The organism is Dactylosporangium sp. NPDC006015 (genome assembly GCF_040614215.1).
Taxonomy (GTDB): Bacteria; Actinomycetota; Actinomycetes; order Mycobacteriales; family Micromonosporaceae; genus Dactylosporangium; species Dactylosporangium maewongense.
The window spans coordinates 310,059-330,692 of the sequence record NZ_JBEXUD010000008.1 but is presented as its reverse complement, the minus strand read 5'-3'; the positions used below and the strand labels follow the sequence as shown (position 1 = coordinate 330,692).

The window sequence follows — 20,634 nt, the reverse complement described above, 5'->3', positions numbered from 1 at the left end:
ACCGATCCGCAGGGCGGTGCCCAATTGACGCGGCTCGCAGACCGACAGCTCCGTCCCACCGACCCGCAGGGCCGTGCGCAAATGACGCGGCTCGCAGACCGACAGCTCCGTCCCACCGATCCGCACGGCGGTGCCCAATTGACGCGGCTCGCAGACCGACAGCTCCGTCCCACCGACCCGCAGGGCCGTGCGCAAATGACGCGGCTCGCAGAGCAACAGCTCCGTCTCACCGATCTGCAGGGCGGTGCGCGATGACGTGGCTCGCGTGGCGGCAGCTGCGTGCGCAGCTGCTGGTGACGGGGGGTGCGGTCGCAGTGCTCGCCGTGTATCTGATCGTGCTCGGGGTGCAGATCCGCGACGGGCATCACGACGCTGTCGCGGGGTGCGGGGATGCGTGTGGATCGGCGTTGCGGGAGTTTCAGTCGCGGTTCGAGGGGCGGCTGTATCTCGTGGACGCGTTGCTGGTCGTGACGCCTGCGTTGCTCGGCATGTTCTGGGGGGCGCCGCTCGTCGCCCGGGAATTGGAGTCGGGCACGCATCGGCTCGTCTGGAACCAGAGTGTGACCCGTCGCCGTTGGCTGGTCGTGCGCCTGGGCGTGGTGTGCGTCGCGGCGGCGGCAGTGACCGGGGTGTTCAGCCTGCTGTTGACGTGGGCGTCGAGTCCCTACGACGCGGTCGCCGCGGATCGGTTCGACGCGGTCATGTTCGGCACGCGCAACCTGGTGCCGGTAGCGTACACCTGCTGCGGCGTCGTGCTGGGTGCGCTGTGCGGGCTGTTACTGCGGCGCACGGTGCCGGCGATGGCGTTGACGGCGCTGCTGTTCGCGGCGGTGCAGATCGCGATGCCGATCGTGGCACGGCCGCACCTCGCGGCGCCGGTGCACGGGTCGCAGGTCATGTCCGCGGAGGCCATCCGAAACCTGAGCTTCCTCGGCAAGGATGCGGACGTCGAGGGGCTCAGCGTGCCGAACACCTGGATCGTGTCGAACAGCCGGCTGCTGACCGCGGACGGCGAGGTGGTCGGGCTCGATCGGTACAACGGCTGCCTGTCGGGGCAGTTCGACGTCATGGCGCAGTGCCTCGCCGCCCTGGACCTGCATGTCGAGGTCGCCTATCACCCTGGTGAACGCTACTGGCGCTTCCAGTGGCTGGAGTCGCTGCTGTACGTGACGGCGGCGCTCCTGCTCGCCGCGCTCGCGCTGTGGCGGATCAGGGTGGCGTGACGGCGACGTAGGCTGGCGCGATGGACTCCTACCTGCAGAGGATCGGCGTGGCACGGCCAGCCGTCGCCGACCTGGCCGCGCTGCGGGTGTTGCAGCGGGCGCACCTGATGGCGGTGCCGTTCGAGAACCTGAGCGTGCACCTCGGAGAAGAGATCGTGCTGGAGCCCGCCGCGCTCGTCGCGAAGGTCGTCGACCGGCGGCGCGGCGGGTTCTGCTACGAGCTCAACGGTGCGTTCGCGGCGTTGCTGGCGTCGCTCGGGTACGAGGTGACGTTGCACTCGTGCCGGGTGTGGACGGGTGAGCGGTTCGGGGTGCCGTTGGATCACATGGCGCTGCGGGTGCAGCTGGACGCGCCGTATCTGGTGGACGTCGGGTTCGGCAGGTTCGCCCAGCACCCGTTGCGAATGGACGTCGCCGGTCCGCAGGCCGACCCGGCGGGCGTCTTCGAGGTGCTGCCCGACGGGCCTGACCTGGCGGTCCGCGGTGACGGAGGGTGGGAGTACCTGCTGGATCAGCGGCCGTACGAGCTGAGCGACTTCACGCCGCTGAGCTGGTGGCACCGGACGTCGCCGGCGTCGCACTTCACGCGGCAGCTGACCTGCTCGGTCGTGACGGACACCGGCCGGGTCACGCTCAGTGGGCGCACCCTGATCACCACGACCGCTCCCGTCGGCGGGAATGGTGATTACGGTGGCGGTGGTGGACGGACGGAGCGCGTTCTGGAGGACGATGCCGAGGTGCTGGCGGTGTACCGCGACACGTTCGGCATCACGCTGGACACCGTGCCGGTGGTCAACGTGCGCGGCTGAGGCGGCAGGCAGGCTCAGCGGCGAGCCCGTTGCCACGAGCACCTGGTCTCCACTGTGGACAGTGGTGGGGTCGTGATCGATGTCGGCCCGGTCCCGCGACGAGGCGCCTGAATTGACTGCCCGCGGCAATGGCAGCGATTCGGACGGCGGGACCAGGGCGACAGCGGCCAGGGCGGCCGCAGCTAGGGCAGCCGCGGGCCGGGTCAGCGCACGGTGCGGAAGAAGGTGCGGACCTCGTCGACGAACAGGTCGGGCACTTCGAGGGCCGCGAAGTGGCCGCCGCGGTCGTACTCGGCCCAGTGGGTGATGTTGTTCAGCTGCGACGCGAACTGGCGGATCGCGATGTCCTCGGCGAAGTTCGCCACGCCGGTCGGCACGGTGGAAGGGGTCGGCCAGTTGTGGGTGTGCATCGACTCGTAGTACATCTGCGCCGACGACGCACCGGTGTTGGTGAGCCAGTAGAGGGTCGCGTGGGTCAGCACGTGCTCGGCGTCGATCGAGCCGGCCGGGTGGGCCCAGTCGTGGAACTTCTCGCCGATCCAGGCGAGCTGCCCGACGGGTGAGTCGGCGAGGCCGAAGCCGAGCGTGTGCGGCTTGCTGGCCTGGATCTGGAAGTAGCCGTTCCCGGAGTCGAGGAAGCGCTGCATCCGGTCGAGGCGCGCCTGCTCGGCGTCGGTGAGCACGGCGCCCTCGGGCAGGCCGCCGAACGGGATGAAGCCGGCCGTCGCGGCGTTGACGTGCACGCCGACGACGTGCTCGGGTGCGACGCGGCCGAGGTCGGGGGCGATGAACGCGCCGAAGTCGCCGCCCTGCGCGCCGTAACGGTCGTAGCCGAGCCGGGCCATCAGCTCCGAGTACGCGGTGGCGATCCGCCGGGCGTCCCAGCCGGCCCCGGCTGGCCCGGTGAAGCCGAAGTTGGGGTGCGACGGGATCACCAGGTGAAACGCGTCGGCCGGGTCGGCGGGGTTGGTCAGCGGCTCGATGACCTGGAGGAACTCGGCGAACGAACCGGGCCAGCCGTGCGCCAGCAGCACCGGCAGCGCGCCGTCGTGAGGGGACCTGACGTGCAGGAAGTGGATGTCCTGGTCGTCGATGCGGGTGGTGTACTGCGGGTGCCGGTTGATCTGCTCCTCGACCGCGCGCCAGTCGAACTTCGTCCACTGGTCCACGAGCTCCCGCAGGTGCTCGACCGGCACGCCCCGCTCCCAGCCCACCCCCGGCACCTGCGCCGGCAAGCGGACCCCGGCGAGCCGGCGGCCCAGGTCGTCCAGCTCCGCCTGGTCGACATGGATCCGGAACGGGGTGATCTCGTTGCCCATCGCACGCACTCCTCGGTCATCGGCTTCGGGCATCCCTGCCCGCTACGGCACAGCCTGCTCGCAGATACGGCCAGCTTCGGGCCTGATTTATCGGCGCCGAGGGCGAAGCTTCGGGGCCATCATCGCGACGCGGGTCTTCGAGCCGGCGACCGGACGTTCCGTGGTCGGCGACTGGTCGAGCCAGCCGCAGAGCAGGACGGTCAGGAGGAGGAACAGCACGAAGTCCATGACGCCGAGTCCGGTGCTCATGACCGCCGGCGTCCGGCTCGACGCGCCCGTGCAGTGCCGCCGCTGCCGCCCGCCGTCGCCGCGACGCTCGTGCTGTCGGTCGGCACGGTCCGTGACCTCCTGATGTCCGCCGGGACGAAGCTGCACGCGCGCAACCGCGTCGACGCGATCCGCATCGCGACCGAGACCGGCTGGATCTGAGGTCTGAAAGACTCTTTCACATTGCATCGACCTGTGGCATTCTGAAAGTCACTTTCAGAGTTGAAGGAGTTGGAGGACACGGTGGGCAGAGAAGCGCGACGGACGCTCAGCGAGCCGGAGGAGCTGCGGACCCTGGCCCACCCGGTGCGCTACGAGCTGCTGAGCCACCTCATCGCCACCGGTCCGGCGACGGCGTCGCAGTGCGCGCGGGCGGTCGGCGACACCCCGTCCAACTGCAGCTACCACCTGCGCGCCCTCGCCAAGGCGGGCCTCGTCGCGCCGGACGACACGAGCGAGCGGGACGGGCGCGAGCGGCCCTGGCGGGCCCTGGTCACCGGCTTCTCCGTGCAGCCGGACGCCGACGCGGACTCCCCGGAGGGCCGGCAGGCGGCCACCATCGCCGCCCTCAGCGTCCAGCGCGACCAGCGCCTCGTGCGCGACTGGCTGGCCCGCCGCGACAACGCCCCGGCACGGTGGCGGGACGCCGACCACTACGGGCTCTACACGCTGAAGGTCACCCCGGACGAGCTGCGGGTCCTCGGCGACCAGATCGACGCGCTGATCCGCCCGCTCATCGCCGCGACCCGCGACGACGCCCCGGACGGCGCCCAGATGGCCCACCTGGGCTTCCACGGCTTTCCGCTCATGCGCGACGACGAGGAGGGGCCCGATGCGGCCGCTGCGACACCGTGACTTCCGGCGACTCTGGCTCGCCGGCCTGATCTCCGACTCGGGCGACTGGCTGCTGCTGGTCGCGCTGCCGATTCTCGTGTACCAGCTGACCGGCTCGTCCCTGCAGACGTCGTTCGCGTTCCTGATCGAGCTGGCACCCGCGGTCCTGCTCGGCCCCGTCGCCGGGCACCTCGCCGACCGGTGGGACCGCCGCCGGCTGCTGGTCACGGTCGTGACGGTCCAGGCGGCCGCACTGCTGCCGCTCCTGTTCGTCCACGACCGGGGCGACCTGCCGATCCTCTACGCGGTGATCGCCGTCGAGGCGGCCGCGCTCGCGGTGTTCGGCCCGGCCAGGAACGCGCTGCTGCCGACCCTGATCCCCGCCGCGGAGCTGGTGCCGGCCAACGCCCTGCTCGGCTTCGGCCAGAACGCGGGCCGGCTGGTGGGCGGCCCGCTGGGCGGCCTGCTCCTGGCGGTCAGCGGATTGCCCGTGATCGTGGCGGTGGACCTGGTCACGTTCCTCGCGGCCGGCCTGCTGATCGCGGGCGTCGCCGGCGGGGCACGCGAGGCCGCGGATCCGCAAACCCCGGGTGGCGGCGGCCTCGGCGGGCGCCGGGTCTGGTCCGCGCTGGGGGTCGCCGCGCTCTGCGGCACCGCGCAGGGCGTCTTCGTCGTGCTGTTCGTCGTGTGGGTCGCCCGCGAGCTGGGCGGCGGCGCGGCCGAGACCGGCCTGCTGCGCGGAGTCCAGGCGATCGGCGCGATCACGCTGGGCCTGCTGCTCGCCGTGGCCCGCCGCTCGCCGGCGCCCGGCACGCTGATCGCCGTCGGCGCCGGCGCCTTCGGGCTGCTGTCGCTGGCGGTGTGGAACGGGCCGCTCGTGACGACGGCCCTTCCGGTGTACGTCGCGCTGTTCATCCTGGTCGGCGCGCCCGGCGTCGTCATGATCACCGGGCTGGTGAGCCTGTTGCAGCAGGAGACCGCCGACGGCGCCCGGGGCAAGGTGTTCGGGGTGTTCGGCGCGGTCTTCGAGGGCAGCAGCGGCGCCGGCATGCTCGCCGCCGGCCTGCTCGCCGACCGGCTCGGCGTCGTGCCGCTGCTGAACGGCCAGGCCCTGCTGTACCTCACCGCCGCCGCGACCGCGACAGCCCTCCTGCGCCCCGCGAAGCCGCACCCAGCGACCGCGACAGCCCTCCTACGTCCCGCGAAGCCGCACCCCGCGAACGCGACCCCCGACAAGCCGCACGCCGCGAACGCGACCCCCACCAAGCCGAATCCCGCGACCGCGACGGCCCCGCCGCGGCCCGCGGAGCCGCTCCCCGTCGCATCCGGCGACGCAGCTGGCGTGGCGGCAGCTCGTACATCTGCCGAAAACGCGAATTGGTCCGGACCTGTTATCCGGGAGCCCGCCTTGCGGGGGGACGCCGTTCATCCTGATTGATTTCGATGCGTTGCGACGCGACCCCGACTCGGAGGTTTTCGATGCAAAGATCGATCGTGGCCGGCGCCCTCGCCACCGGCCTGGCGCTCACCGGCGCCGCGCTCGTCACCACCGCAACGCCCGCGCACGCGGCCGCGCCCGTCAAGAAGCTGCTGGTGGTCGGCATGGACGGGCTCAACTGGGCGGCCGTCGTGGCCGCGAACGCGCCCAACCTCGACGCCCTCGCCGCCGGCGGCACCCTCGGCGAGAGCCTCGTGTACTGCCCGGGCGTCGCGGCCTCCTCCAGCGGGCCCGGCTGGTCGACGATCGCGACCGGCGTGTTCCCCGACAAGCACGGCGTGAAGGACAACACGTTCGCCGGCAAGCAGTACGGGACCTACCCGGACTTCCTCACCCGCCTGGAGAGCGCGAACCCGGCCTACCGCACCTACTCGGCGGTCGACTGGGCGGTGCTGCACACGCAGGGCACGTTCGGCACCGCGATCGACACCCGCGTCACGTTCGACGGCGACGCCGAGGGCTACGTCAGCGCCGACGCGAAGATCACCTCCGACGCGGTCAACCGGCTGCGCAGCGAGAACCCTGACGCGTCCTTCGTCTACCTGGGCAACACCGACGTCGTCGCGCACGCCAGCGGCACCGGCACCGCGTACCGGACCGCGATCGAGAAGCAGGACCAGCAGCTCGGCCAGCTGCTCGCGGCGATCGCGGCGCGCCCCACGTACAGCGGCGAGGACTGGTTGGTCGTCGTCACCACCGACCACGGCCACGCGAACCCCGGTGGCGGCCACGGCGGCTGCGGCATCGACGAGCGCCGCACGTTCGTCCTCGCCAAGGGCACCGGCGTCGCGGCCGGCGCGCGGCCGGTCGACACCCGCCTCGCCGACGTCGCCTCGACCGCGCTCGGCCACTTCGGCGTGAGCGCCGCCCTGGACGGCAAGCCCGTCTCCGTGCGGTCCACCGACGCGTTCGACACCCTCGCGCCGTCACTGCAGACGCGGGTCGACGAGACCGGCATCCCGGCCACGCTCAAGGGCTGGACGCCGACCGCGCCCACGGGCTGGTCGGTCGACCGCAGCCGCATGCCGTCCGGCGGGGTCACCGAGTGGCGCGGCTGGAGCTTCACCACCGACGAGTTCTGGAGCCGGGCGCAGAGCGGCCAGGAGCGGGAGAACGCGCTGCGCACCCGCGGCGTCTTCGCCGTCGCCGACTCCGACGAGTTCAACGACAAGGCCGGCGGCACCAGCTTCGACTCGACGCTGCTGTCCCCGTCCTACACCGTGACCGCCGGCAGCACGGTCCGGCTCAACTACGTGACGCACTACCGGCAGGAGGGCGCCCAGAAGGCCGACGTCCTCGTGTCGTTCAACGGCGGCGCCGACGTGCTCGTCAAACGCTACAGCGCCGACGCGCGGGCGAAGGTCGAGTCGCTGCCCGTGACGGTCCCGGCCGGGGCGACCCGGATGGTCGTCAAGTTCCGCTACTACGACGCCAACAACAACTGGTACTGGGCGATCGACGACCTGCGCATCGCGTAATCCCTGCCCGCGGGGCCCTCACGACGGCCGTGAGGGTCCCCTGCGCGCCTACCGGGGCGGTGGCACGTTCGTCGCCGCCCCGGAGCTGATCCAGCCGCTGGAGCTGGTGTCGTGCACCGAAGCGCTGCGCGACACGGGCAGCGGCCGGGCCGGCGGGTCGTCACCGCCGAGCGGATCCCCGGGGGCCGGATCGGCTTCGTCACCCGCCTGCGCGCCTCCTGAGCCTGCCGCCGGAGGTTTGAGGCGAGGCCGGCGGCGGGCACATCCGTTCCGGAGCGACGGGTTCGGAGCACAGGATGCACCAGGTGGCGGGGACCGTCTCGTGGCCCATCGCCGCGTAGACGATGGGGTCCGCGTGGTGCGCCAGGTGCGGCACCCGGCCGAAGTGCCGGACCGTCCACAGGTCCTGCCCGCCGCCCCAGGCGTGCAGGGTCGCCTCGACGGCGGTGTCGTCGTCGCGCCACCACAGGTCGGCCGGGCCGCTCGCCTCGGGCACCGCGGGCGGCAGCAGCCGCTCGTCCGCGACCGGTGCGACGAGTGGCGGTGTGCGGCAGGTGTACGTGCGGTGCGGCCATCCCTTGACCTCGACCAGCAGCGCGTGCTTCTCGATGCGCTGCTCGACGGAGCGGTCGATGACGCGGAACGGCCAGCTCCCCAGGTCCAGCGCGGTGCGGCCGTCGAGGAGCACGTCGACGGGCCAGGTCCAGGCGCCGTCCAGGATGCCGGTGAACGCGGGGCCCAGAGGTGTGTCGTGGACCTCGACCTCGCCGTCGAGGCCGTGCTCCATCGGGTTGCCGCCGATGACCCGGTACCACAGGCCGCCGTAGCTCGCCTCGAACCGCACGAGCGCCTCGACGGCGTCGCCGGGCAGGTCTCCCGCGGCGGCCCGGATCGCGGCTTCGGGCATCGGAGGGTGCCGGGTGGCGTGCTCGGCCAGGAACCGCTTGGCGCGGGCGGAGAGCATGTCAGCCCGACGCCAGGGCGGGCTCGGTGCGGCGGGACAGGGCCCAGCGCCAGGCGAGCTGCACCGCCAGGGTCGCGGCGAGCGCGACGGCGAACGTGGCCGGGGTGCCGAGGCGCTCGACGAGGACGGCGACGAGCAGGCAGAAGACGGCGAAGCCGAGCAGGCCGCGGGGGGCGCCGCGCAGGGTCTGGACCGCGCCGTCGGTGCCCTGCTGGGCGAGGACGAAGGCGGCGACGACGCTGGTGGCGATCGGGAACGGGGCGAGGACACCGGTGAACGACGGGCCGACCGTGTCGGCGGCGGTGGTGACGGTGACGACCAGGGCCGCGGTCGCGAAGGCCCGCCCCGGCAGGTCCCACCAGGGCCAGGACGGCGACTGCTCCGCGGACGAGGCCGGGGCCGCCGGGAAGACGCGGAGGGCGAGCCAGGCCGCCGCCAGCACGATGGCGAAACCCGCGAACGGAGGAACGGTCAGGCGGGCGAGGGCCAGGTCCAGGGCGAGCGTCGCGAGCCATGCGGCGGCGAGGGAGCCGACCCAGCCGGTCCGCCGCGAGCACCAGGCGAAGACGACCGTGAACGCCGCGAGGGACACCAGGCCGAGCAGCGCCGACGACGCGGTCCGGGCCCCGAACCGGGGGCCCTGCTCGAGGCAGGTGACGAGCAGGATCGGGCCGGCGACGATCGGCAGCGCGACCAGGGTGCCGGCGACGGGGGCGCCCCAGCGGCGGCCGGCGAGGGACGAGGCGACGACGAGGAGCGGGGCGAGCAGCAGCTTCAGCAGCAGGGTCACTGCTGCCGGTCGCCTTCCTGCTCCGCCTCGACCTGGGTGTTCCAGTCGCGCTTGGAGGCCTGCCAGCCGTCCTCGTCGTGGCCGAGGCGCCAGTACCCGGAGATCGACAGCCGCTCCATGGGCACCCGGCGGTCGAGGCGCAGGTAGCGGCGGAGCTCCTTGACGAAGCCGGCCTCGCCGTGGACGAACGCGTGCACGTCGTCGCCGCGCCACTCGGCGGCCGTGACGGCCTCGACGAGCGCCGCGCCGACGGGCCGGTCGCCGCGGCGCAGCCAGGTGACGCCGGGGATCTTCTGCTCCTCGCGGGCGTCGGCGACCTCGACGAACGCCTCCACGACGGCGTCCGGGGCAAGGCGCTCCAGGGCCGCGGCGATGGCCGGCAGGGCGCTCTCGTCGCCGGCGAGGAGGTGCCAGCCGGCGGCCGGGTCGGGCGCGTACTTGCCGCCGGGTCCGCCGAAGGACACCTCGTCGCCGGGGTGGGCGGCGACCGCCCACTGGGCGGCGAGACCGGTGTCGCCGTGGATGACGAAGTCCAGGGTCAGCTGGCGCGTCACCGGGTCCCAGTCGCGCACCGTGTACGTGCGGGTGACGGGCCACTGCTCGCGGGGCAGTTGCTCGCGGATCGCGGCGAGGTCGAACGGGCTCGGGTAGACGACGCCGGCGGGCGGGAACATCAGCTTCACGTAGTGGTCGGTGTACTGCCCGGCGTCGAACCTGTCGAGACCCTCGCCACCGAGCACGACGCGGTGCATATTCGGGGTGAGCCGCTCGGTGCGGACCACCCGGCCCGTGTGTGCCTGTGGTGCCCGCCGGGCGGGTCGCTCTGCCGTCACCCGTCCACGGTATACGCCCGGCGGATCTTCCCCGCAGGTCAGGTCGGGGTGACGGCGACGGCGCGGGCGACGGCGGTCCTGGGGCTGCTGAGCACCGGCAGGTCCGGCACGAGGTCGGCGGCCGGGGCCATGCTCGCCTGGGCGAGGACGACCACGTCGGCGGTCGCGGCGACGGCCCGGACGTGCCCGGCGACCCGCCGGACGTACGCGTCGAGGTCCCCCGACTCGAACAGCGCCCACGCGTCAAGGCACGGCGCCTCGACGATCTCGACCGTCACACCGGCCAGCGCCGCGCACTCGCGCAACAGGGCGGTCGTGGGCGCGAGGGTCGAGGCGAGCGCGGCGACGACCGCGACCCGGCCTCCCCCGGCGACCGCCGCCTCGGCCATCGGCCGGTCGACCCGCAGCACCGGCACGCCGGCGTCGACGGTCTCGGCGAGCCCGCCGATCGTGGAGCAGGTGCAGACGATGACGTCCGCGCCGTCCGCCGCGAGGCTCCGCAGGCGCGCCGCGACCCGCTCCCCGACGTCGGCACCGGCCCGCGCGTCCTCCAGCAGCGCCGCGTCCACGACGTGCAGCCCCCGCGCGTCGGGTGCGGCGCCGGCGAGGAGCGTGCGGAACGTCGCGACGTGGACGTCGGCCGTGTGCAGGAACCCGATGATCGGCACGCCCCCCAGCATTCCACGATTGCTGTCAAGCTGTGTGCAGCGGAGTCGCCGGAGTCATGCCCGTCTCCGGCGGCTCCGCGCCCGGCTTCCCGCTTGTCCGCGCTCGCCGGACCCGACGACGTAACGGACAGAGGGAGATTCCATGGGATACGGCGTGATGGCCTACCGGGTCGACATCGACAGGCTGGCCGCCCTGTGCGGCAGCGGCGACAACCAGGCACGGCGGGCGATCTGCGGCAGGTTCCGCACCGACATCGCCCGGCTCAACGACGACCTCGACTGCTCCAACGACCGCGGCGCGCCGTCGGTCTTCACCGCGATCGAGCACCTCGTCATGGGCGGCGACAAGACACTGCCCGGCCACCTGTACGGCTACGGCTTCAAGTACATGGTCGAGTTCTCCGGCCGGTTCCTGGACAACTCGCAGTTCTACCCGTGCCCGTCGTCCTATCTGGACAGTACGGTCGACCCGGCCATGAAGGCGACCGGCGCCGCGATCAGCATGTCGGACCTCATCTTCCGCGGCGCGCCGGTCAGCTTCCCGTCGCCGGACGACTTCCCGTCCATCGGCTACTGGACCGCCGCCGAGGTCGCCGCCGCCGCCGAGCCGCTGAAGTCCGGCACGACGGACGAGGTGCGCGCGGTCGCCGCCTGGACCGCCGGCGCCGCCGCCGAGCAGAAGGGCATCGTCGGCTTCTACCACTGATCGGCCCGTCCGTCGTTGAACCCGGCAGGGCGACAGTGACGGAGGGCCGGATGCGGCGACGGGTTGTGCTCGCCGGGGTGGCCGGGATCGGCGTCGCCGCGGCGGTGGCGGCCGGTGGGGTGCGGTTCGTCGACGTGCGGTCGGGTGGCGGGCTGCCGTCCGCGGCCCGCGTCGGGTTCGGTGACCTGGGGCGGCTGCTCGGAGCGGGCGGCGGGGACAAGCCGGTCGTGCCGGACGCGCCCGTCGGCGACGAGCGGCTGGAGCGGCGGGTGTCGGCCGCGCGGGGCAGGAGCGTCGACGTCTACACGTGCGTGCCCGCCGGGCACGGCGACGGGCGCGGGCTGCCCGTGTGCCTGGTCCTGCACGGCGGGTCGAAGACGGTCCGGGACTTCCCGGCCATGGGTCTCGGCCGGTTCCTGACCGCGGCCGTCGCAGGGGGCGCGCCGCCGTTCGTGCTGGCGGGCGCGACCGGTGACCGCCTCGGCTGGCGGCCTTCGGGGGGTGACGACCCGCAGCGGATGGTGCACGACGAGGTGCCGCGGTGGTGCGCCGAGCGGGGGTTCGACACGACGCGGATCGCGGTGTGGGGCTGGTCGATGGGCGGGGCCGGGGCGCTGCTGCTCGCCGAGGCGTTTCCCGGGTTCGTGCGCGCGGTCGCCGCGTTCTCGCCGGCCGTCGCGCCCGGGGACGCCGTGTTCGCCGGCCGCGACCGGTTGCGCGGGACGCCCGTCGGCCTCTGGTGCGGCCGCGACGACCCGCTCCACCCCGACGTCCGTGCGCTGCACCGGCAGCTGCCCGAGGCGCCCGTCGCCGGCTCGTACACCGGCGGCAGGCACAACTTCGGGTACTGGAGCACCGTCGTCCCGGCCGCGTTCGCCTTCGTCGCGGGCACGCTCACCTGACGTTGGTAGGGACAGCCCCACCACGGCGCCTGAGGGAGGCGGGACGCGGAATGAGGGGGTCGGCGGGCATGTGCGGGGCACCCCCGGATTGGGACCGTGGACGCATCATCAGCCCTCTTCGTGGAGTCCACCATGACCGGTCCGCAGCCCGTCCGATGGCACCGTCCGCTGCTGTGGTTCGCGGCGGCGATGGGTGTCCTCGCCCTCGTGTCCCTCGTCGGGATCTTCGTCGACGACCGGCTGGTCGTCGGCAGCCCCACCTGGCTCAAGCCGTTCAAGTTCGCCGTTTCCATGGGTGTGTACGCGGTGACCCTGGCGTGGCTGCTCCGGGCCGCCCGGCGTGGCCGGCGCACCGGCTGGTGGGCCGGGACGGTCGTCGCCGTCGCCGCCACCGTCGAGATGGCCCTGATCGTGCTGCAAGGGGTCCGGGGCCGGCCCAGCCACTTCAACAACTCCACCCCGTTCGACGAGACCGTGTGGTCGCTCATGGGCAACCTGGTCGTGGTGCTGTGGACGGCCAGCCTCGTCGTCGCGATCGTGGTCGCCTTCCAGCGCGGCGGCGACCCGGTGCTGAAGTCCGCGGCCCGGCTCGGTTTCACGCTGTCGCTCGCCGGGATGCTGGTCGCGTTCCTCATGACGCAGCCGACCGCCGAGCAGGACGCGGCCCTGGACCGGGGCGAGACGGTCGGCATCATCGGCGCGCACAGCGTCGGCGTCGCCGACGGCGGCCCGGCGATGCCCGTCACCGGCTGGTCGACGACCGGCGGCGACCTGCGCGTCGCGCACTTCGTCGGCATCCACGCCCTGCAGGCCCTGCCGCTGCTGGCGCTCCTGCTCGCCGCGGCCGCCCGGCGCCGGCCGTCGTCGGTGCCCGGCGAGCAGCAGGCCGCGCGGGGTCGGCTGTCCTCGGTGCTCGGGGAGCAGCGGGTCGCGCGGGGGCTCGTGCGGGCGGCGGCGCTCGGGTACGGCGGCCTCATCGCCCTGCTCACCTGGCAGGCGCTGCGCGGCCAGCCGCTGCTCGACCCGGACGGCAGGACGCTGCTCGCCGCCGGCGTCCTCGCGGTGACCGTGCTCTGCGCCGCCGGGATCGCCCTGCGCGGTCGCGGGAGGACGCCGATCGAGGAGAAGTCCCCGGCTATCGTCGGGGCGTGACGACAGACGATCTCGAACTGGCCATCGCCGCCGCCGAAGCGGGCGCGGCGGTGGTCCGTTCGCGCTTCGGGACCCGCCTGGACCGGTTCGCGAAGGGCGGCGGCGACTTCGCCACCGAGGCCGACATCGAGGCGGAGCGGGCGATCCTGGCGGTGCTGCGGGCCGCCCGGCCCGGCGACGCCGTGCACGGCGAGGAGTCCGGCCGCATCGGCGGCGGCGACCGTACGTGGCTCGTCGACCCCCTGTGCGGCACGCTCAACTACGCGGCCGGCGCGATGCTCGTGGCCGTCAACGTGGCGCTGCGCACGCCCGCGGGCACCACCGTGGCCGTGTCCGTGGACCCGTTCGCCCGGGAGACGTTCTCGGCGGCCGCCGGGGTGGCCCGGGTGCGCCGCGACGGGGTGGAGGCGGACCTCGTACCGACGCCGCGGTCCGCTCTTGTCGACGTGAACCTCGACCCGCCGTTCCCGAACGGTCCCGCCTTCCACCCGGCGCGGCTCCTCGCGGATCCGGGGTTCGGCGAGCTGTTCCGGCCGCGGGTCGTGTCGAGCACCCTCGCCGTCGCGTGGGTCGCCGCGGGCCGGCGGGCGGCGTACGTGACCGACGGCGACCTGCGCGACAGCGTCCACTTCGCGGCCGGGATCGCGCTGTGCGAGGCCGCCGGCTGCGTGGTGACCGGGCTGCGGGGGCAGCCGCTGCACACCGGGGCCGGCGGCCTCGTCGCCGCCGCGGATCAGCGGACCCACGCGGCGCTGCTCGACCTCATCGAGCGGCAGTTCCAGCGCTGACGAGCTCCGGCTCGACCGCCGGCGGCTCCTCGCCGTGCAGCCGGGTGCCCTCGACGTCGACGTCGGGCAGGAGGCGGTCGAGCCAGCGCGGCAGCGCCCAGGCGCGGCGGCCCAGGAGCGTCATGACCGCCGGGACGAGGGTCATCCGCACCACGAACGCGTCGAAGAGGATGGCCGCGGCGAGCGCGAACCCGATCGACTTGATCATGGCCTCGGGCGACAGGATGAAGCCGGAGAACACGCTGATCATGATGATCGCGGCGGCGGTGACGACCCGGGCGCCGTGGCTGAACCCGTTGACGACGGCGTCCTTGGGCGCGGCGCCGTGCACGTGCTCCTCCCGCATGCGGCTGACGAGGAACACCTCGTAGTCCATGGCGAGGCCGAACACGATCCCGATGAGGATGACGGGGAGCAGGCTGACGATCGGGCCGGTCTGCTCGACGCCGATGAGGTCGGCGAGCCAGCCCCACTGGAACACGGCGACGACGGCGCCGAACGTGGCGGCGACGCTCAGCAGGAACCCGACGATCGCCTTCAGCGGCACGAGCACCGAGCGGAACAGCAGCGTCAGCAGCAGGAACGCGAGCACCACGATCACCGCCAGGTACGGCCCGAGCGCCGACCCCATCTTCGCCGAGATGTCGATGTTGACGGCGGTGGTGCCGGTGACGGCGAGCGCGGCACCGCCGGACGGCGGCATCGCCCGGATGGCGTGCACGAGGTCGGTGGTCTGTGCCGCGTCGGGCGCGGTCGCGGGGATCACCTGCAGGATCGCCGTGTCGCCGGCCGGGTTGAGCGCCGGCGGGCTGACGGTGACGACGCCGGGCAGCTCCGCGATGCGCGCGGCGGCGGCGGTCGCGGCGGCCTGCGGGTCGGGGCTGGCGGCGGCGTCGACGACGACCAGCAGCGGGCCGTTGAAGCCAGGGCCGAAGCCCTCGGTGAGCAGGTCGTAGGCCTTGCGCTGGGTCGTGGTGGGGCCGGCCATGTTGTCGCCGGGCAGGCCGAGGCGCATGTCGAGGACGGGCATGGCGACGATCCCGAGGCCGAGGACCGCGGCGACGAGCGTCAGGACCGGCCGCCGGGTGACGAGTGCCGCCCAGCGGCGGCCCATGGTGCCGTTGCCGTGCCTGCGGGCGGCGACGCGGCCCTTGGCCACCCGGTCGCCCGCGAAGCCGAGCAGCGCCGGCAGCAGGGTGAGGGCGATGAGCACCGCGACGATGACCGCACCGGACGCGGCGAGCCCCATCTGGGTCAGGACCGGGATGTTCACGACGGCGAGGGCGGCCAGGGCGATGACGACCGTCAGCCCGGCGAACGTGACCGCGGACCCGGCCGTGCCCACGGCCCGCCCCGCCGCCTCGGCGGGCGACCGGCCGAGCGCGACCTCGTGGCGGAACCGCGAGACGATGAACAGCGCGTAGTCGATGGCGACCGCGATGCCGAGCATCAGCGCGAGGGTCGGCGTGGTGCTGCTGAGGTCCACGAAGCCGGTCACGATCTGGATGCCGGCCATCGCGGCGCCCACGCCGAGCAGCGCGGTCAGCAGCGGCAGGCCGGCCGCGACCAGCGACCCGAGGGTGACCAGCAGGACGAGCGCGGCGATGAGCAGGCCGATCACCTCGCCGATGCCCTGCTCCGCCGGCGCCTGCAGGGCGTCGCCGCCGATCTCGACGGTCAGGCCCGCGTCGCGCCCGGCGCGGGTCGCGTCCACGAGCGCCGCCCGGTCGGCGTCCGTCAGGCCGATCGGCTGCACGGTGTAGGTCACCTGCGCGTAGGCGACGGTCCCGGCCTGGTTGACGGTCCCTTGCAGCGGGTCGGAGACGCCGGCGACCCGCCCGCCGGCCTTCAGCGCGGTGACGGTCCGCTCGACGGCGGCGGCGTTGCCGGGGTCGGTGAGCTTCTGGCCGGCCGGCGCGGCGAACACCACCCGCGCCTGCGCGCCGCCCGCCCCGGCCTGCGGGAAGCGCTGCGCGAGCAGGTCCTGCGCCTCCTGCGCCTGCGTGCCCGGGATCTCGAACGAGCCGGCCGTCGGTCCCGACAGGGTCGCCGCGCCGGCGCCGAGGGCCGCGATCAGCGCCAGCCAGAGCACGAGGACGAGCTTCCGGCGGCGGAAGCTCAGCTTCCCGAGCCGGTACAGGTAGGTTGCCATGCCGACCACGGTCCCGGGCGGCGGCCCGGAAAGCGTCGTCCCGGCGCAGACACCGGGCTACCACGGGCGTGGTAGCCGCCCGGGTGGTGGCTACTGCGGCCAGACGACGCCGCCGTCGCGAAAGGCCGCGTACGGTGCAGAGCATGGACGCCAGCGAGACCGCGCTCACCAGGGTGTGGAGATACGCGGCGGGCAGGCCACTGCTGCTGGACATGCTGCTCGCCCTCGTGCTGGCGTTCGCCGTGCTGCGCGCCGCCGCCGACGACCGGGCCACCAACGGCGACGTGATCGTCGCGGGCGTGGCGTTCGTCGCCGTCCTCATCCGCCGGCTGCGGCCCCTGGCGGCACTCGGCATCGCCACGTCCGCGACCATCGGCGCGATCCTGCAGGGCGTCAGCAACCCGGGGCTGATCGTGGCGCTCGGCGTCATCACGTACTCGATCGCGGCGCACACCGACCGGCGCAAGGGCTGGGTGTGCGCGCTCGCCGCGTCCGGGTTCGTGTACCTGACGGGCCTCATCGTCGCCGCCGAGGACTGGTGGCGGGGCGAGACGCTCGGCATCTTCGCGTGGATCTTCATGGCGGCCGCGGTCGGCGACGCGGCGCGCACCCACCGCGCGTACGTAGCCGAGGTCGAGGAGCGCGCCCGCCGGGCGGAGCAGACCCGCGAGGACGAGGCCCGGCGCCGCGTCATGGACGAGCGGCTGCGGATCGCCAGGGAGCTGCACGACGTCGTCGCGCACCACATCGCGGTCATCAGCGTGCAGGCGGGCGCCGCCGCGCACGTCCTGCAGCGCCGGCCGGACCAGGTGGGCCCGGTCCTGAACCACATCCGCGAGGCGTCCGACACGGTGCTGAAGGAGATCCAGTCGGTGGTCGGGGTGCTGCGCGGCGCCGACGAGCGCGAGACCACCGAGCCCGCCCCCGGCCTCGCGCGGCTGCCGGAGCTGCTCGCCACGCTGGAGACGACCGGGTTCCCGGTGCGGCTCCGGCAGGTCGGGGAGGCGCGGGAGCTGCCCGCGATGGTGGACCTCGCGGCGTACCGCATCGTGCAGGAGGCCCTGACCAACGCCCACCGCTACGGCGACGGCTCGGCGCAGCTCCTCGTCGAGTACACCCCGGACGACGTGGTCCTCCAGGTCAGCAACCGGATGCGGGCGGCCACGCAGAAGGGCGCCGGCTACGGGCTGCTCGGCATGCGCGAGCGCGCCGCGGCCGCCGGTGGGAGCGTGACCGCGTGCCCGGTCGGCGCCTCGGTGTTCCGGGTCCACGCGGTCCTGCCGGCGGAGCACGCATGACGATGGTGTTCCGGATCCACGCGGTCCTGCCGGCGGAGCACGCGTGACGATCCGGGTGCTGCTCGCGGACGACCAGGCGCTGATCCGCGCCGGCTTCAAGATGATCATCGACTCGGAGCCCGGCTTCGAGGTCGTCGGCGAGGCGGCCGACGGGCGGGAGGCCGTGGACCTGGCCCGCACCGCCCGCGCCGACGTCGTCCTCATGGACATCCGCATGCCACGCATGGACGGCCTCGAGGCGACCCGCCGCATCGGCGCCGACGACAACCTGGCCGGCGTGCGGATCCTCGTGCTCACCACGTTCGAGACCGACGACAACGTGGTCCTCGCGCTGCAGGCGGGCGCCAGCGGGTTCCTCGGCAAGGGCGTCGCCCCCGCCGACCTGCTGCACGCGATCCGGGTGGTGGCGGGCGGCGAGCAGCTGCTGTCGCCGCGGGCGACCCGCGGGCTGGTGAGCCGCTTCCTGACCAGCCTCCGGCCGGACGCCGACGGGGCGCTGCCGGCGCTGGACCTGCTCACCGACCGGGAGCGCGAGGTCCTCGTCCTCGTCGCGCACGGCCTGTCCAACGACGACATCGCCGAGCGCCTCTTCGTGTCGCCGCTGACCGCCAAGACGCACGTCAACCGGGCGATGACGAAGCTGAACGTCCGGGACCGGGCGCAGCTGGTGGTCCTCGCGTACCAGAGCGGCCTGGTCCGCCAGGGCGACCCGCTGCCCGACCCGCCCAACCGCTGACGGCCGGGCCGGGTGTCACCAGCCGATGCGGGCGAGGGCGAGGGCCACGAAGCCGCGCAGCGCCCGGTCGTCCCAGCCGGGCACGTCGGGCGGGAGCGGCCCGTCCGGGTCGGCGGCGACGGCGAGCATCGTCAGGGCGGGCTCCGGGGTGGCGGCGCGGTGCCGGTACGCCAGCGCGATCGCCGCCGTCAACGCCACCTGCCGATCCGGATGGTCGAGCCGCCCCCGGAGGTGCGTGTCGACGGCCGGGTCGTCGACCGGCAGGTGGGCGAGGGTCAGGTTGGCCGCGGCGCTCGCCGTCCCCAGCAGCGCCGCCACCGCCGACGGGGTGGGCGGGAGCCACGCCAGGAGCCCGGCGGCCAGCTCCGCGACCGCCGGATCCGCGTCACCCACCCAGCCGGTGACGGTCCCGGCGTGGGCGGCGAGGGCGTCGTACGCGTCCCGGGCCCAGCGGTCGGCTCCCGCGTCGCCGGCCTCGTCGTCACCGGCCTCGTCGCCGGTGAGCCACAGGTTGAGCCGCAGCAGCTGCTCGTCGGTGACCGCGTCCGCCGCCGGGTAGGCGGCGCGCGCGTCGAACGGCAGGGCGTCGTCGCGGTGGTCGCCGATCGCCACCTTCCTGAGCATCCGCAGGAGGTCGGCCCGGTCCGGGGTCGCCGGGTCGTCGGCGAGCGCGACCAGGAACGGCACGACGACGGCGCTGGCCTGCCACCGGGTCCCCTGGTGGTACAGGTGCGCGGACAGCTCGTTCCGGGCCCGGGCACGGGTCTCCGGCTCGGCCGCCGTCAACGCCTCCAGCAGGTCGGGGACGTGCTCGGAGGTGCCGTCGCAGCCGTACACCCGCTCCCAGGCCACCCCGGTCACGCGGTGTAGTAGCCCTCGACGGCCGCCCGGGCCGCGTCGAGCAGGGCCGGCCCCTCCTGCGGGACCCGCGGGAAGCCGCCGGCGGGTTTCAGCGCGTCGAGCTGCCCGGCGGACAGGGCGTACACGACCCGGCCGAGGCCGGAGCGGTCGATGCCGCCGGTGCACATGCCGCAGGGCTGGCAGCTGGTGTACATCGTGGTGGCGGCGGCGTCCTCGGGGGTCAGGTGGCGCGCGGCCCAGCGGGCCAGCTTCAGCTCCGGGTGGGCGCTGATGTCGTCGTCGGACAGGACCGTGTTGTGCTCCTCGGCGAGGACCCGGCCGCCGGCGACGAGCAGCGACCCGAAGGGCGCCTCACCCGCCGCGCGGGCCTCGACGGCGATCGCGATCGCCCGGCGCAGGAACCGCTCGTCGTCCGGGGTCACGACGCCTCCGGCAGGGTCATGGTGCCGCGGGCGACGACCAGGCCGGAGCCGCTCACGCGCACCCGCGGACCGGCGACGGTCACGGTGATCCGGCTGGGCCGGCCCATCGAGTGCCCCTGCTCGACGATGACGGTGACCTCTCCCTGGCCGCCGGGCTCACCGGCCGCCAGCAGCGCGGCGAGGGGGCCGGCGGCGGTCCCGGTCGCCGGGTCCTCCGCGATGCCCATGGCCGGGTTGAAGAATCTCGCGTAGGCCGTGGCGTCCTTGTCGACGGTGTCGCCGGTGTACAGATAGCAGCCCTCACCCCCGACCTGCCGGAGCGCGGCGGTGAGCCGGGCGTCGTCGGGCGCGGCCCGGTCCACGGCGACGCGGTCGCGCACCGGCACGAGCAGGTGCCCCGCGCCGGTGGAGACCACCTGGGCGGGCCGGTCGGCGACGAGGTCCTCCTCGCGCAGCCCGAGCGCGGCGGCCAGCCCGGCCCGGTCGCTGACGACGGCGCCGAAGACGGGCGGCGACTGTTCCATGGTCACCACCACCCGCCCGTCGTCGTGCCGCACGTGGACGGGCAGCACGTCCTCGCCGATCTCCTGCGTGAAGTCGCCACCGCCGTCCAGGCCGCCCGGGCCGGCGAGCCACAGCCAGGCGCCGAGGGCGTTGTGGCCGGCGCCGTACACCTCCTCCCCAGTCGGCGTGAAGGACCGCAGCCGCCGCGTCGCCCCCGGCCGCGTGGGCGACTGGACGAACGTGGTCTCCGACTGGTTGAACTCGCGGGCGATCGCCCGCATCTGGGGGTCGGTGAGCCCGTCGGCGTCGGTCACGAGGGTGAGCGGCGCGCCGGTGAGCGGGGCCGAGGCGAACACGTCGACATAGACGAACGAGGTTTCAGGCACACCTCGACGCTACGGCCCGCCACCCACCGGGTGGAGGCCGTTTG

General features: G+C 74.0%; 22 protein-coding genes and 1 pseudogene. 13 read left to right on the top strand and 10 right to left on the bottom strand.

What is annotated here, in order from left to right:
- Positions 1-251: 251 nt before the first annotated feature.
- Both ABZ321_RS17370 and ABZ321_RS17365 read left to right on the top strand, forming a co-directional pair.
- On the top strand, positions 252-1,223 hold the full coding sequence (locus tag ABZ321_RS17370) for an ABC transporter permease subunit (RefSeq protein WP_354892108.1): 972 nt from the start codon (positions 252-254) through the stop codon (positions 1,221-1,223).
- 20 nt (positions 1,224-1,243) lie between these two features.
- Positions 1,244-2,032: an arylamine N-acetyltransferase gene (locus tag ABZ321_RS17365; RefSeq protein WP_354892105.1), complete on the top strand. Its 789-nt coding sequence runs from the start codon at positions 1,244-1,246 to the stop codon at positions 2,030-2,032.
- A 203-nt stretch (positions 2,033-2,235) separates the two neighbouring features.
- Here ABZ321_RS17365 and ABZ321_RS17360 read toward each other — a convergent pair whose 3' ends face one another.
- Positions 2,236-3,351, bottom strand: coding sequence for an epoxide hydrolase family protein (locus tag ABZ321_RS17360; RefSeq protein WP_354892103.1), 1,116 nt, complete (start codon positions 3,349-3,351; stop codon positions 2,236-2,238).
- An 87-nt stretch (positions 3,352-3,438) separates the two neighbouring features.
- Positions 3,439-3,600, bottom strand: a complete 162-nt coding sequence (locus ABZ321_RS17355; protein WP_354892101.1) for a hypothetical protein — start codon at positions 3,598-3,600, stop codon at positions 3,439-3,441.
- A gap of 33 nt (positions 3,601-3,633) precedes the next feature.
- On the opposite strand from ABZ321_RS17355, the gene ABZ321_RS17350 reads away from it, so the two are divergent.
- The 5 genes and pseudogenes from ABZ321_RS17350 to ABZ321_RS17330 all read left to right on the top strand — a co-directional run.
- Positions 3,634-3,780 carry a hypothetical protein gene (locus ABZ321_RS17350; protein ID WP_354892098.1) on the top strand — a complete coding sequence of 49 codons (147 nt, stop codon included), beginning with the start codon at positions 3,634-3,636 and terminating at the stop codon, positions 3,778-3,780.
- Positions 3,781-3,861: 81 nt separating this feature from the next.
- Positions 3,862-4,473, top strand: a complete 612-nt coding sequence (locus ABZ321_RS17345) for a winged helix-turn-helix domain-containing protein (protein ID WP_354892095.1) — start codon at positions 3,862-3,864, stop codon at positions 4,471-4,473.
- Positions 4,451-5,890 carry an MFS transporter gene (locus ABZ321_RS17340; RefSeq protein ID WP_354892092.1) on the top strand — a complete coding sequence of 480 codons (1,440 nt, stop codon included), beginning with the start codon at positions 4,451-4,453 and terminating at the stop codon, positions 5,888-5,890. The genes ABZ321_RS17345 and ABZ321_RS17340 overlap by 23 nt, the downstream gene beginning before the upstream one ends.
- Positions 5,891-5,931: 41 nt before the next feature.
- Complete coding sequence (locus ABZ321_RS17335; RefSeq protein WP_354892089.1) at positions 5,932-7,428, top strand: alkaline phosphatase family protein; 1,497 nt, start codon at positions 5,932-5,934, stop codon at positions 7,426-7,428.
- A 31-nt stretch (positions 7,429-7,459) separates the two neighbouring features.
- Positions 7,460-7,620: pseudogene (locus ABZ321_RS17330) on the top strand (GntR family transcriptional regulator); the annotation flags it as partial.
- Positions 7,621-7,627: 7 nt separating this feature from the next.
- Here the strand turns inward: ABZ321_RS17330 and ABZ321_RS17325 are convergent.
- Genes ABZ321_RS17325 through ABZ321_RS17310 form a run of 4 tightly spaced genes read right to left on the bottom strand, consistent with a single transcriptional unit; the run spans position 7,628 to position 10,683 of the window.
- Positions 7,628-8,392 (bottom strand): hypothetical protein, encoded by a 765-nt coding sequence (locus ABZ321_RS17325; protein WP_354892086.1) that lies wholly within the window; start codon positions 8,390-8,392, stop codon positions 7,628-7,630.
- Position 8,393: 1 nt separating this feature from the next.
- Positions 8,394-9,182, bottom strand: a complete 789-nt coding sequence (locus tag ABZ321_RS17320) for a hypothetical protein (protein ID WP_354892083.1) — start codon at positions 9,180-9,182, stop codon at positions 8,394-8,396.
- Entirely contained in the window at positions 9,179-10,015 is an 837-nt protein-coding gene (locus tag ABZ321_RS17315; protein ID WP_344510561.1) for a siderophore-interacting protein, read from the bottom strand. The genes ABZ321_RS17320 and ABZ321_RS17315 overlap by 4 nt, the downstream gene beginning before the upstream one ends.
- Positions 10,016-10,053: 38 nt before the next feature.
- Positions 10,054-10,683 (bottom strand): aspartate/glutamate racemase family protein, encoded by a 630-nt coding sequence (locus ABZ321_RS17310; RefSeq protein WP_354892080.1) that lies wholly within the window; start codon positions 10,681-10,683, stop codon positions 10,054-10,056.
- Positions 10,684-10,825: 142 nt separating this feature from the next.
- Here ABZ321_RS17310 and ABZ321_RS17305 point away from each other — a divergent pair, with 142 nt between their 5' ends.
- From ABZ321_RS17305 to ABZ321_RS17290, 4 genes are all read left to right on the top strand, one after another.
- Positions 10,826-11,389 carry a hypothetical protein gene (locus ABZ321_RS17305; protein ID WP_344510565.1) on the top strand — a complete coding sequence of 188 codons (564 nt, stop codon included), beginning with the start codon at positions 10,826-10,828 and terminating at the stop codon, positions 11,387-11,389.
- 50 nt (positions 11,390-11,439) lie between these two features.
- Positions 11,440-12,291: an alpha/beta hydrolase-fold protein gene (locus ABZ321_RS17300; protein ID WP_354892077.1), complete on the top strand. Its 852-nt coding sequence runs from the start codon at positions 11,440-11,442 to the stop codon at positions 12,289-12,291.
- Positions 12,292-12,423: 132 nt separating this feature from the next.
- Complete coding sequence (locus tag ABZ321_RS17295) at positions 12,424-13,443, top strand: hypothetical protein (RefSeq protein WP_354892075.1); 1,020 nt, start codon at positions 12,424-12,426, stop codon at positions 13,441-13,443.
- Positions 13,440-14,231: an inositol monophosphatase family protein gene (locus ABZ321_RS17290; RefSeq protein ID WP_354892072.1), complete on the top strand. Its 792-nt coding sequence runs from the start codon at positions 13,440-13,442 to the stop codon at positions 14,229-14,231. Before ABZ321_RS17295 ends, ABZ321_RS17290 begins: the two co-directional genes overlap by 4 nt.
- On the opposite strand, the gene ABZ321_RS17285 is transcribed toward ABZ321_RS17290, so the two are convergent.
- Positions 14,206-16,383, bottom strand: coding sequence for an MMPL family transporter (locus ABZ321_RS17285; protein WP_354892069.1), 2,178 nt, complete (start codon positions 16,381-16,383; stop codon positions 14,206-14,208). The genes ABZ321_RS17290 and ABZ321_RS17285 overlap by 26 nt on opposite strands.
- A 143-nt stretch (positions 16,384-16,526) precedes the next feature.
- Between ABZ321_RS17285 and ABZ321_RS17280 the strand changes: the two genes are divergently transcribed.
- Complete coding sequence (locus ABZ321_RS17280) at positions 16,527-17,681, top strand: histidine kinase (protein ID WP_354892066.1); 1,155 nt, start codon at positions 16,527-16,529, stop codon at positions 17,679-17,681.
- A 43-nt stretch (positions 17,682-17,724) separates the two neighbouring features.
- Positions 17,725-18,417: a response regulator transcription factor gene (locus tag ABZ321_RS17275; protein WP_344510577.1), complete on the top strand. Its 693-nt coding sequence runs from the start codon at positions 17,725-17,727 to the stop codon at positions 18,415-18,417.
- Positions 18,418-18,432: 15 nt separating this feature from the next.
- Here ABZ321_RS17275 and ABZ321_RS17270 read toward each other — a convergent pair whose 3' ends face one another.
- Genes ABZ321_RS17270 through ABZ321_RS17260 form a run of 3 tightly spaced genes read right to left on the bottom strand, consistent with a single transcriptional unit; the run spans position 18,433 to position 20,590 of the window.
- On the bottom strand, positions 18,433-19,278 hold the full coding sequence (locus ABZ321_RS17270; protein ID WP_354892063.1) for a hypothetical protein: 846 nt from the start codon (positions 19,276-19,278) through the stop codon (positions 18,433-18,435).
- Positions 19,275-19,700, bottom strand: a complete 426-nt coding sequence (locus ABZ321_RS17265) for a nucleoside deaminase (protein WP_354892060.1) — start codon at positions 19,698-19,700, stop codon at positions 19,275-19,277. Before ABZ321_RS17265 ends, ABZ321_RS17270 begins: the two co-directional genes overlap by 4 nt.
- Positions 19,697-20,590, bottom strand: coding sequence for a PhzF family phenazine biosynthesis protein (locus ABZ321_RS17260; protein WP_354892056.1), 894 nt, complete (start codon positions 20,588-20,590; stop codon positions 19,697-19,699). The genes ABZ321_RS17265 and ABZ321_RS17260 overlap by 4 nt, the downstream gene beginning before the upstream one ends.
- Positions 20,591-20,634: the final 44 nt, after the last annotated feature.